General features: G+C 67.1%; 11 protein-coding genes. 6 read left to right on the forward strand and 5 right to left on the reverse strand.

Going from position 1 to position 12,161, the window contains the following annotated elements; genetic code table 11:
• Positions 1-33: 33 nt before the first annotated feature.
• Complete coding sequence (locus GKZ92_RS19970; RefSeq protein ID WP_006358165.1) at positions 34-1,173, forward strand: CoA transferase; 1,140 nt, start codon at positions 34-36, stop codon at positions 1,171-1,173.
• Between the two features lie 66 nt (positions 1,174-1,239).
• Here GKZ92_RS19970 and GKZ92_RS19975 read toward each other — a convergent pair whose 3' ends face one another.
• From GKZ92_RS19975 to GKZ92_RS19995, 5 genes are all read right to left on the reverse strand, one after another.
• Positions 1,240-2,178 (reverse strand): phytanoyl-CoA dioxygenase family protein, encoded by a 939-nt coding sequence (locus GKZ92_RS19975; protein WP_006358166.1) that lies wholly within the window; start codon positions 2,176-2,178, stop codon positions 1,240-1,242.
• Between the two features lie 250 nt (positions 2,179-2,428).
• Positions 2,429-3,217: a PaaI family thioesterase gene (locus tag GKZ92_RS19980; RefSeq protein ID WP_006358167.1), complete on the reverse strand. Its 789-nt coding sequence runs from the start codon at positions 3,215-3,217 to the stop codon at positions 2,429-2,431.
• A gap of 13 nt (positions 3,218-3,230) precedes the next feature.
• A complete protein-coding gene (locus tag GKZ92_RS19985; protein WP_155225538.1) occupies positions 3,231-4,583 on the reverse strand; it encodes a hydroxysqualene dehydroxylase in 1,353 nt (450 codons plus the stop codon).
• Between the two features lie 56 nt (positions 4,584-4,639).
• Positions 4,640-5,785, reverse strand: coding sequence for a CynX/NimT family MFS transporter (locus GKZ92_RS19990; RefSeq protein WP_006358169.1), 1,146 nt, complete (start codon positions 5,783-5,785; stop codon positions 4,640-4,642).
• Positions 5,786-6,051: 266 nt separating this feature from the next.
• Positions 6,052-6,915 (reverse strand): SDR family oxidoreductase, encoded by an 864-nt coding sequence (locus GKZ92_RS19995; protein WP_006358170.1) that lies wholly within the window; start codon positions 6,913-6,915, stop codon positions 6,052-6,054.
• A gap of 294 nt (positions 6,916-7,209) precedes the next feature.
• Here GKZ92_RS19995 and GKZ92_RS20000 point away from each other — a divergent pair, with 294 nt between their 5' ends.
• The 5 genes from GKZ92_RS20000 to GKZ92_RS20020 all read left to right on the forward strand — a co-directional run bounded on the left by GKZ92_RS20000 (position 7,210) and on the right by GKZ92_RS20020 (position 12,155).
• Positions 7,210-7,857 carry a PAS and ANTAR domain-containing protein gene (locus tag GKZ92_RS20000; protein WP_006358171.1) on the forward strand — a complete coding sequence of 216 codons (648 nt, stop codon included), beginning with the start codon at positions 7,210-7,212 and terminating at the stop codon, positions 7,855-7,857.
• A 153-nt stretch (positions 7,858-8,010) separates the two neighbouring features.
• Positions 8,011-9,177, forward strand: coding sequence for a glycosyltransferase (locus GKZ92_RS20005; RefSeq protein ID WP_006358172.1), 1,167 nt, complete (start codon positions 8,011-8,013; stop codon positions 9,175-9,177).
• Positions 9,170-10,279, forward strand: coding sequence for a glycosyltransferase family 4 protein (locus tag GKZ92_RS20010; RefSeq protein ID WP_006358173.1), 1,110 nt, complete (start codon positions 9,170-9,172; stop codon positions 10,277-10,279). The genes GKZ92_RS20005 and GKZ92_RS20010 overlap by 8 nt, the downstream gene beginning before the upstream one ends.
• Positions 10,276-11,253, forward strand: a complete 978-nt coding sequence (locus tag GKZ92_RS20015) for a hypothetical protein (protein ID WP_006358174.1) — start codon at positions 10,276-10,278, stop codon at positions 11,251-11,253. Before GKZ92_RS20010 ends, GKZ92_RS20015 begins: the two co-directional genes overlap by 4 nt.
• On the forward strand, positions 11,250-12,155 hold the full coding sequence (locus GKZ92_RS20020) for a glycosyltransferase family 2 protein (RefSeq protein WP_042375273.1): 906 nt from the start codon (positions 11,250-11,252) through the stop codon (positions 12,153-12,155). Before GKZ92_RS20015 ends, GKZ92_RS20020 begins: the two co-directional genes overlap by 4 nt.
• The last annotated feature ends 6 nt before the right edge of the window (positions 12,156-12,161 follow it).

Genomic DNA, 12,161 nt, shown 5'->3' on the forward strand with positions numbered 1-12,161 from the left:
CCCGAAACACACTTTCCGGAGGATCTTTCGCCCATGAGCACCAACACCCGCCCCCTCAAGGGTCTCCGCATCGTGGAGGTGTCGAGCTTTGTCGCATCACCTCTGTGCGGTCTGACACTGTCGCAGCTCGGCGCCGAGGTGATCCGCGTCGACCCCATCGGCGGCGCGGCCGACACCAACCGCTGGCCGGTCACCGACGACGGCAACTCCATCTACTGGACCGGCCTCAACCGCGGCAAGAAGTCGGTGACCGCGAACTTCCGGGAACCCGAGGGACAGAAGCTGATCCAGGACCTCGTCACCGAGAGCGGTCCCGGTGGCGGCATCCTCGTCACCAACGCCGGTGGCCGGGCGTGGATGAGTCACGAAACCCTCTCGGCCAAGCGATCCGACGTCATCTCCCTGGAACTCCTCGGTCGTACCGACGGCACGCCCGGCGTCGACTACACGGTCAACGCGGCGCTGGGTTTCCCGGCGATCACCGGTCCCACCGACTACGCGGGTGTGGTCAACCATGCCCTGCCCGCGTGGGATGTCGCCTGCGGCTTGTATGCAGCACTTGCGATCACCGCCGCCGTCCGACGCCGCGATCAGACCGGCGCCGGCGCCCAGATCACGCTGCCGCTGGAGGACACCGCCCTGGCGATCGCGGGAACGCTCGGCTACCTCACCGAACCGCAACTCGGCGTCGGCAGCCGGCCGGCGACCGGGAACGACGTCTACGGCACGTACGGAACGGATTTCGTCACTGCCGACGGCGGCCGGTTCATGCTCGTCGCCCTCACCCCGCGTCACTTCCGGGACCTGGTCGCGATGACCGAGACCGGCGACGCGGTGGCGGCGATCGAGAAGGCCCTCGGTGCCGACTTCACCACCGAAGCCGACCGGTACATCCATCGTGGGGTCCTCACCCCACTGTTCGCCGCGTGGTTCGCACGCCACTCCGCCGCCGAGGTCGACGAGGCCCTGTCGAAGAGCGCGGTGTTGTCGGAGCGCTATCGAACATTCGACGAGGTCGTCGAATCAGGTGTGCTGCAGCAGAATCCGCTGTTCACCGAGCTGTACCAACCGGGCATCGGCACGTACCTCGCTGCCGGCCTCCCGGCCCGGTTCGACGGTGAGCACTACTTCGCCGGACCCGCCCCGGAGCTGGGATCGTCGGCGGGATTCTGACGCCCCCAACAGACAGAGTGCGGGATCAGTGCCGTTTTCCGGCACTGATCCCGCACTGTGTTCAGGTCACCTGTGCGCGAGGTGGTCCGGCCGTGGTGCGGTGCCGCCGAACGGTTCCTGCAGGGCATTCGCCTTCGCGTTGAACACGACGAAGAGGTTGCTCCGCGGGTACGGCGTGATGTTGCCGGCCGAGGCGTGCAGGCAGTTGGAGTCGAAGTAGAGCGCCGAACCCGCCGGTCCGGTGATCGTGTCGATCCCGAGCTCGTCGGCGAGGGTTGCGACATCCTCCTCTTCCGGCGTGCCGAACGGCGGCCGGTACGAGGTCAGTGATTCCCGGTGGTAACCATCGGGAGTCGCGCCGACGCAGCTGACGAAGCGGCGATGCGACCCGGGGATGATCATCAACGGGCCGTTGGTGGACAGGTTCGGGGTGAGCGCCAGCGAGACGCTGAGTGCTCGTGGTGCCGGCATCCCGTCCTCGGCGTGCCAGGTCTCGAAGTCGGAGTGCCAGTAGAAAGGTCCTCCGGCGAAGCCCGGCTTCAGGTTGATCCGACTCTGGTGGATCGTAACCTCGTCGTCCAGGATCTGTTCTGCGACACCGCGAATCGCATCACGATCGCAGATCTCGGCGATGAGGTCGCTGAGCTTGTGAACCGCGAACAGCGAACGTACGTCTCCGCTGGAGGATTCGCGGATCACCCGGTCGTCCTCCCCGAGACGGTCGGTGATGTCGGAGACCTCGCGGAGGCATGCGTCGATATCCGCGGCCGACAGGACCTTGTTCTCGGTGTGGTACCCGCGGTCGGCGTAATGACGCAGCTCGGGGGCCGACAACGGTCCCGGGTTCCCCATGCTGCCCCACACGGTGTTGTGAGGGCGCGGTTCGATCTGGCTGCGGTGGGCGAGACGGGTCCGGTACACGTCGACGCCGCGCGCCTGATCGCCGTTCTTCGGGATTTCGGTTTTTGTGATCTGAGTGTTCTGGTTTGCTGTTTGAGTTACCACGATCGATTCGATCCTTTCCCTCATCCGGCAGGCCGCTCGGGCACAAACATCCGGCGGCAGGCAAGGTGATTGTGTTGTGCGCGAGTCCGCATCACAGGACGGCGGACCGCGAGACGGTACGGCTGCACGGGGCGCGCGATCAGCTGCACGCGCCTGATCAGGCCGTATGAGTGCACCTTGCCAGGGAAATGCGGTCCCCCGCAACCATGCTGGTATGCCGCTTGCGAAACCCCGAGTTGGGGGGTGTATCTCAGACGTGTTGCAGGACCACGGTCGCGATCGACGAGGGCTTGCCCGACGAATTCGCCGACACGACCCGGACGACCGAGAGACTTCGTCCGCGATGCAGGGTCTCCGAGGTGAACGTGGTGGTGTCGGCGGCATTGCACGGACGCACGTAGGTGATGTCGATGCTGGTGGTGCGCAGCTGCCCGTTCGCCTCGACCGAGGACATCGCGGCGAGTTCGGAAGCGCAGATGAGGATTCCACCGTGCACGCTGCCCATGCCGTTGGCCGACAGGGCCGTCGGGGCCATGGTGAGCACGTCGGCGGCGGTGGACACGAGACCCAACTGCTCGCGCACCGGACTCACAGGCGCGTCGAGGACCTCGGCAGTCGCATGTGCCCCCGGGACCGTCGGGGCGTCGACGAGATGCGAGCGCTGGACGACCGTCGCGAGCGGGCGACCGGACGGATCGGACACCGTTCCCGTGGTCATCGCACCCCGCTCGTCACGCGCGACGATCTCGCCGGTGACGGTCAACGGCGTCCCGTCGAGGGGCGGGTCGGCGACGAAGTCCATGCGGATTCCGAGGGACACCGGCCAGCGTCCGTCGGGGCTGCCCGCATCGACCACGTATCCGGTCACGTCGTCGAGGGCGACGGCAAGCGCCGCCCGGTTGACGCCGGCGGCGGGGTCGGCGAGCCACGGCCCGGTCTCGATGCGGGCCTCGCCGCGTTCGGCGGACACGGCGCGCCCACTGATCCGCAGCATGACCTCGGGGCCACCGATGTGGAAGACAGACGAAGTCGTCGGCATGGAACGAACTTACTCAGCGTTCGGAGTTCGCGTACTCCAGGATCACGTCGACGGCACGCGATGCGCTCTGGCAGGCGCCCTCCATCGTGGTGGTCCAGTCGGTCCTGGTCCAGTCGCCGGCGAGGGCCAGGCCGTCGACAGCGGTGCGCTGGTCCGGGCGGATTCCCGCGGTCCCGGGGCGCTGGGCGAACGTCGACTTGGACATCCGGACGACGTGGCTGTGGATCACTTGTGCGTCCGCGGCCTGCGGGTAGTACTTGCGCAGCATGTCCATCTGGATGTCGGTGATCTCGGCGTTGGTCTTGCCGATCAGGTCATACGACGCCGACACCGTCGTCGAGTAGAACCAATTGTCTTTCGGCTCCCGCCCGTGCATGCGCTGGCGGTCCCAGACCTGTTCCAGCACTCCCTCTCCGCCATGAAGGATCTCGCCCCAGTCGGTCATCCCGATCGATCGGTCGAGGTAGAGGTTGACGCTCACGATCGGTACGGGGGTGAGGTTATCGACGGCTTCATAGATCCGCTCGTGTCCCGGGACCTGATCGAGCAGTCCCTTCACGCTCCACACGGGCACCGCGCAGATGACGGCGTCGGCCGCGACCTTCTCCCCGTCGGCGAGCGTCACCCCGGTGACGGCGCGGTCGGTGACGTCGATCGACGAGACCACGGCGCGATGCCGGACGTCCACGCCCGCGTCGGCGAAACGCTTTTCCGCTCCGGCGATGAAGAGGGTGTCGAGGTCCACGGTCGGGAATCCGATGGAGACCGGCGTGCGCGTCGCGATCGCACGGCGAGCACCGGTCACGAGCAGGTCGGCCGGAACCTTCGCCGACGAGATCTCGGTCTTGTCGCCGGTGAGGCCGATGACGATGCCGTCCCAGAGTGCATCGCGCGCCGACTGCGGCATGACGATGCGACGGAACCACTCGTCGGCGGTCACCTCGTCGAGCCATTCGGGTTGCCGGAACGCGTGCCGGATCAGCCGGGCCTGGGCGAGGGCGGTACGAAGTCGGTCGAGCCCGGTGACGCCGGGGAGGTCGCCGAGCGCCGCTCGCAGGCCGGTCAGTCCGCCGAAAGCCGACCTCCGGGTGGCGCCGCCCCGCATCCGCATGGTCATGTGGCCGGGGAATTCGACATGTTCGCGTGTACCGACACTCTCGAGGTACCGCATGAGGTGCTCGTATCCGCTGGCAAAGACGTGCTGGCCGTTGTCGGGCACGTCGTCCACCGCGGCGAGCGGCATCGAGATGGTCCGACCACCGAGTGAACCGCGCCGCTCGAGCAGCGTCACCCGTTGCCCCGCCTCCGCGAGCCATACCGCCGACGCCAGACCGGCGAGTCCCCCACCAACGACCACGCAATGCATGCGCCACAGCGTAGCCGCCGGCGTTCACCGGCGTGAGATGATTCTCCACCTTCGTCTCAGGACGTCATCTTGACGTTCCTGGCCGCGCCGAGGGCTGCGACGGCCTGCGGCACCAGGGCAAGTGAGAGCACGGCCATCGCCACCGTCCACGAACCGGTCATGTCATTGATCAGGCCGATCAGGATCGGCCCGACCGCGGCCGCGAGGTAGCCCACCGACTGCGCCATCCCGGACACCTGGCCGGTCTGCTTCGATCCCGTGCTGCGAAGAACCATGAAGAGCAGGGACAGGCTGATGGAAGCGCCCGGACCGACCATCACGCACGCCGCCCAGAACCCCGGCCACACGTCGGTGGCGATCAGTCCGATGAAGCCGATCGCACAGACGGCGAGCACCACGAAGGTGACCGCGCGCTGGTCGTCGAACCGTCCGGCGACGATCGGCGCGACCAAGGACATGATGAGGGCCACCACCTGTGCGGACGCGACGACGGCACCCGCCCCCACCGGCGTCATCCCGTTCTCGTCGACCAGATACTGCGGCAACCACGCCACGAAGGTGTAGAAGATCAGCGACTGCGTGCCCATGAAGACGGTCACCGCCCACGCGATCGGATTCCGCAACAACGACGACGTCGGGGTCGCCGCGGTCACCCGGTGCACGTACGACAGCTGCGGGACCCACACGACCACCGCGACCAGCGTGAGAAGTCCCCAGGAAGCGAGCGCGAGACGCCAATCCCCGCCCAGCGCATCGTTGATCGGGACGCTCACCCCCGAGGCGACCGCTGCACCGCCGGAGAGCGTCATCGAGTAGAAGCCGGTCATCAACCCCGACCGATGCGCGAAGTCCCTCTTGATGAGTGCCGGCAGGACGACGTTGCATGTGCCGATGGCAGCGCCGATGACCGCAGACCCGAGGAACAGGGCGATCGACGACGGCACAAGGCGCACGACGATGCCGAGGATCAGCACGAGCAGGGCGCCGAAGATGACCCGTTCGATGCCGAACCGGTTCGCCAGCCGCGGCGCGACGGGGGCCGAGATGCCGAAGAACAGGACGGGCAGCGCGGTGAGCAGACCCGCCACCGCGCTGCTGAATCCGGCGTCGGCGGAGATGGTCCCGATCAGCGGCCCCACCGACACCACGGCGGGACGGAGGTTCGCCGCCACCAGCATCACGCCGACGGCGGTGATGATCACGCCGGCGGTGGTCCGTTCGTTCGTCTCGTGGGGGCGCGTCGTGCGCGACGAAATCACCTGGACCGCGCGATCGCGGCGGAACGGGGAACAGACGGAACCGACATCGTTACGCAACCTAACATTCGACCCGTCCCGGCGGTGGTGCGTGCACGCAACGACAACATCATGGGCGGTCAGGGGACACCGCGAACGACGATGTTCCTCGCGGTAGGCCAACTACAACGAGCCTTCCTCCCGTTCGAACCGCTCGCTGACGACGAACCTCCTCAGCCGGGGAGCGTTTCGCCACCGATCGGAGCCAGCACCTCACCCGTGTAATACGACGACAGCTGATCGGCCGCGAAGAAGACATACGACGGGGCTATCTCGTCGGGCTGTGCGGCGCGACCCATCGGCGCCTGGGTCCCGAAGTCCTTGACGGCGTCAGCCGGCATCGTCGCCGGGATCAGCGGGGTCCACACCGGTCCGGGCGCGACGCAGTTGACGCGAATCTTCCTCTCCATCAGCGACTGTGCGAGGGAGTACGTCAACGCCAGGACCGCACCCTTGGTCGCCGAGTAGTCGATGAGGCTGTCGTTGCCGCGCAAGCCGTTGATCGACGAGGTGTTGATGATGACGCCGCCACCGGTCAGATGAGGCACGGCGGCGCGGGTGGTGTGGAAGAAGCTGTGGATGTTCACGTCGAACGTGCGATACCACTGTTCGGGGTCGACCTCCAGGAAGTCGTCGACCACCTGCTGGTAGGCGACGTTGTTCACCAGGATGTTCAGGCCGCCGAGTTCGGAAACGGTTCGCTCGACGACCTCGGCACAATGTCCCGGGTCACCCAGATCCCCGCGGTACGCCCGCGCCTTGCGTCCTTCGGCCTCGATGAGTTCGACGGTGTGCCGCGCATCCTCGTCCTCTTCGAGATAGGCGATCGCGACGTCGGCGCCCTCCTTGGCGAACGCGATGGCGGTCGCTCGGCCGATACCCGAGTCGCCACCGGTGATCAGCGCAGTCTTACCCGCGAGCAGATCACGGCCGCGGTACTCGGTCATCTCGTCGCGCGGACGATCGGGCATATCGCCGGTCTCACCCGGGTAGGGAATGGTCTTCGCTTCGTGCGGGGAGTTCTCCTGATCGGTCATGGTCGTCGGTTGCCCGCTGCGACGGAGTCGAAACCCTGGCTCCTCCACATCGCACACGTGAATCGGGTTCAGGGATTCCCGTCGGGGATCTCCTGCTCGAGCTGACTGGCTACCAGCCGATCAGATCGCCGAAACCACGCCTCTGAACTGCCATTTCTCGAAGCAGGGCCACCTGGCCGCAGCACGACGCGGGTCGCTTCTCGCGTCCAGCGGATCCCAGGTAAGCTCATATTTCGCCCGAGACCGTCGGCGTGCTGTTTTCGCGTGCCTTTTATTGAAGTCCTAGGGGTGACCGTGCCAAAGATCGACAACATTTCTGCCGATGATTCCCGCATACGGCATGTCGGCAGCTTCCGGTTCCTCTTCGACACCGAGGAATGGTGGTGGTCCGACGAGGTTGCGGAGATGCACGGTTACGAGCCGGGCGAGGTCACCCCGACGACCGAACTGCTGGCCGGGCACAAACACCCCGACGACCGCCATGCGTTCGACGAGATGGTCGCGACGATGCTGAGCCGACGCACGCCGTTCTCCAGCCGCCACCGCATCATCGACCTCTCCGGCACGGTCCATCATGTCGCCGTGGTCTCACAGCAGATCATCGACGACAACGGCCAACCGATCGGCGCCGAGGGCTTCTACCTCGATCTGACCGGTTACGACGAAGAGACGGTCAAATTCCAGGTCGACGAGCACGTCGCGCGGTTCCGCGAGAACCAAGGTGTGATCGAGCAGGCCAAGGGCATGATCTCGATGGCCTACGGAGTCAGTCCTGAACGCGCCTTCGAGGTGATGCGCTGGCGGTCCCAGACTGCCAACGTCAAGGTCAACGAGCTGGCCAAGAACATCGTGTCGGGCGTGCACAGGTACGTGGTGCTACCCGATCCCGTGCGCCAATCCTTCGACCACCTGCTCCTGAACGCTCACCAGAACGAGAACTGAGTTCCGCGCGGCGCGTCGTGGTTTCACGACCCCCCAACCGGGGTATCTGCACACGACGTGCCCATTTGCGGCAGTTCTGCGGCGTGTACGCCGCATCCAGCAGACCCGGTTGAGCACACAGCCGTTCATGTCACAAAGTGAACGGATGGAACAGTGAACGGACGGCTTGGCGGGGAACTCGGCGGTGCGGCAACCCTCGAGATGGTGGACAGCTCACGGACGACGCGAACGAGTACCGCACACATCCGGGTGGCTTCCGTCCCTCAGTCGCACGTCTACGTGAGGCACCTCTCACCGGTGAACGGATCGGTCAGCGTTCTCGACACCGGTTCCGTGTCGGTGACCCGACTTCCCGATCCGGTGCCCGCGGGCGGCGCTGAGGTCCCCGGTCGCTGGTGGCCGCCGCTGATGCTGGATCCGCGGTGGATTGCCGAGCACCACAACGAATTCGACGTGTTCCACATCCACTTCGGCTTCGACGCCGTCGAACCGTCGGTGATGGCCGACATACTCACCGAGCTCGACCGGCACAACAAGCCGCTGGTCTACACGCTGCACGACCTCCGCAACCCGCACCATCCGGAACCCGGCGCCCACGAAGAGGTCCTCGACCTCCTCGTCCCGGCCGCCGACGAGGTCATCACCCTGACCCCGGGTGCGGCCGAACAGATCGCGCAGCGCTGGGCCCGGTCCGCCACCGTGCTCCCGCATCCGCATGTCGTTCCGCCTGCCCGGTTCGTCCCGCGGGAGACACAGACCGACGAGTTCATCGTGGGTGTGCACGCCAAGAGCTTGCGCGCCAACATGGACCCGCTCCCCGTCATCATGACGCTGCTGGAGGCAGCATCCGACTACCCGGACATGACGATCCAGATCAACCTCCACGACGAGGTCTTCGTCCCCGGGAATCACTGGTACAACCCGGACTTCGGCACCACAGCTCTCGCGTTGTCGCGCCACCCGTACGCCCGGGTTCTGGTACACGAGTACTACACCGACGATCAGCTGTGGGACTACCTCGCCAACATCTCGACATCGGTCCTGCCCTACCGGTTCGGAACCCACTCGGGCTGGCTGGAGGCCTGCCACGACCTCGGCACCTCGGTGATTGCGCCGAGCTGCGGGTTCTATGACCAGCAGCAGGAGTGCTTCACCTATGACTTCGCCGAAGACCGATTCGATCCGGAGTCACTGGTTGCCGCACTCTCCCAGGCATATTCCGCTCGACCGGCACCGGCGATGTGGCGCGACCGCCGCACGCAACGGTCGACGATCGCCCAGGCGCACGCCGGCCTCTACACGCGAGTGCTGGATGCGTGAGCCGCTGCGAATCGCAGTCGTCGCGTCCAGCAGATTCCCGATAGCGCAGCCGTTCGCCGGCGGCCTCGAGGCCCATGTCTGGCACCTGACCCGGGCGCTGACCGTGGCCGGCCACGAGGTCACGTTGTTCGCCGGCGCCGGAAGCGACCTGCCGGTTGACTCGGATCGCCTGCGCGCCGAGCTGTTCGAGCCGTCGGCCGCCGCTCGTTCGGATGTGTCGATGCCGCCGATCGAGGTGCTGCAAGACCACCACGCCTACCTGTCGCTGATGCTCTCGTTCACCCGGAACCCCGGCGACTTCGACGTGATCCACAATCACAGCCTGCATCATCTGCCGGTCGCGATGGGCCCATCGGTGGAGACGCCGATGGTCACCACGCTGCACACCCCACCCACGCCCTGGCTCGAGTCGGCGCTGGCACTGGCACCGGAGACCCGGTGCGTCGCGGTCAGCCGGCACACCGCACAGGCGTGGTCGCATGTTCTCGGCTCGATACCGGTGGTGCACAACGGTGTCCAGCTGGACCACTGGCCGATCGGCACCGGCGGAGACGACCTGGTGTGGTTCGGCCGGTTCGTCCCCGAGAAGGGCGCCCATCTCGCGATCGAGGCCGCCCGCATCACCGGCCGCCGATTGCGGCTCGCCGGACCGATCAGCGACGAACATTACTTCCGCGACCGCGTCGCCCCGTTCCTCGGTGACCGCGTCCGCTACGAGGGTCATCTTCACCAGAACGAACTCGCCCGGCTGGTCGGTTCCGCCGGCGCCGCCCTCGTGACGCCGGTGTGGAACGAACCGTACGGGCTCGTCGTCGCCGAATCCCTCGCCTGCGGAACACCGGTGGCCGGATTCGCCCGCGGCGGCATCCCCGAGATCGTCGGCGACACCGCCGGCGTGCTCGTTCCGGGCGACGACGTCGACGCACTCGCCGAGGCCGCCGAGAAGGCGTTCACCCTCGACCGGCGCGAGGTACGCCGACGCGCCGAGGAGCACTGCTCCGACACCGCGATGATCGACCGGTACACCGGCATCTACACCGAGATGGTGGACGACCGGGAACGCCGGAACACCCCGGCGACTGCGGAGGCGTGCCCGGCATGATCGGCTACTACGTCCACCACCAAGGCCGCGGACACTGTTCCCGGTCCGCCGCGATCGCCGCTCACCTGCAGACCGACGTCGTCGCGCTGACCAGCGCCGAACTGACCGACCCCGCCTTCAGCGAGGTGATCACCCTCGACCGGGACGACGCCGATCCCGCCCCCACCGACGTCGACGCGGGCGGACTGCTGCACTGGGCACCCAGCCGTGACGCGGGGCTGCGCAACCGGATGGCCCGGATTGCGGACTTCGTCGGGACCCGTCGGCCGGATGCGATGGTCGTCGACGTGTCGGTCGAGGTCACCCTGTTCCTCCGGCTACTGGGTGTGCCCGTCGTGGTCATGGCGATGCCCGGTGCGCGTGACGATCTACCCCACCAGCTCGCCTACCGCGCCGCCGACGCGATCATCGCGCCCTGGCCCGGCGACCTGTATCGGCCGGACTGGCTGACCGAGCACCTCCCCAAGACCGTCTTCACCGGTGGGATCTCCCGATTCGACGGACGCCCGCAGGTCTGCCATCCGACCTTCGCCGCCGACGTCCTGGTCCTCACCGGCGCAGGCGGCGATCCGGGAACATCGCATCCCGCAACCGGCCTGGCCGAGGCACTCCCCGACCTGAAGGTGGTCGGTCTCGGACCGGCCTTCGGAACCTGGGTCGAAGACCCGTGGCCGTTCCTGTGCAGCGCCCGCCTCGCCGTCATCGGTGCAGGCCAGGGAAGTGTGGCGGATGCCGCCACGGCCGGACGCCCCGCGGTCGTGATGCCGGAGGATCGTCCGTTCGCCGAACAGCGAGCCACCGCGAACACCCTCGCGAGGTCCGAGCTCGCGCTCGTCGCCTCGACGTGGCCCGACGTCGACCGTTGGCGGGCCATCGTGGAGTCGGTCGATGACTCGGCACCGATGTGGTCGCGATGGCAGACCGCCGGCGCCGCCGAGCGCGCGGCCCGCGTTGTCGCAGCGGTGGCCCGATGACGACCGGACCGGCCTCCGATCACGGCATCTCCGACGGCCCCGGCTCCGAAACCGTCGCGGTGATCACCATCGTGTCGGGACGCCACCGGCATCTGCGCCGTCAGCTCGAGGCATTCGAGTACTCGACGGTGCGTCCCGCCGTCCACGTCATCGTCGCCATGAACGACCCCGGCGTCGACACCGTCGTCACGGAATCGGCGCCACCGGGGCATCCGATGCGGGTGGTCCACATCGGCGACGAGCCCAGCACGCTGCCGCTCGCCCACGCCCGAAACACCGGTGCCCGCACCGCGATCGAGGCCGGCGCGACACTGCTGGTGTTCCTGGACGTCGACTGCATCCCCGGACCGGTCATGATCGAACGCTATCTCCGTTCCTGTGCCGCGACACCGGAACTGCGACTCCTCTACTGCGGGCCCGTGACCTACCTGCCGCATGACCAGCCGACCTTCGATCCGCGCGAACTTCACCGCTTTCTCGATCCCCATCCGGCACGACCCGCTCCGGGTCCGTGCCAGACGCAACTGTCGTCGGCGATGACGCTGTTCTGGTCTCTGTCCTTCGCGGTTCACGTCTCCGACTGGCTCGAGATCGGGGGATTCCACACCGGTTACCGCGGCTACGGCGGCGAGGACACCGACTTCGCGATGTGCGCCGCGCGCAACGGGTTTCGGATCGCCTGGGTCGGCGCCGCCGATGCGTATCACCAGTATCACCCGGTGTCGAATCCCCCCGTCGAGCATCTCGAGGACATCCTCCGCAATGCGCGGACGTTCCACCGGCGGTGGGGCTCATGGCCAATGGAGGGATGGCTGGACGGCTTCGCGCAGATGGGCCTCATCCGCTACGACGACACCGCTGACGACTGGCGCCGGACAGCTACGGAGGCGCTACCCGGCTGACGATCG

The organism is Gordonia sp. 135, from assembly GCF_009720185.1.
In the GTDB taxonomy this organism is placed as follows: domain Bacteria; phylum Actinomycetota; class Actinomycetes; order Mycobacteriales; family Mycobacteriaceae; genus Gordonia; species Gordonia alkanivorans.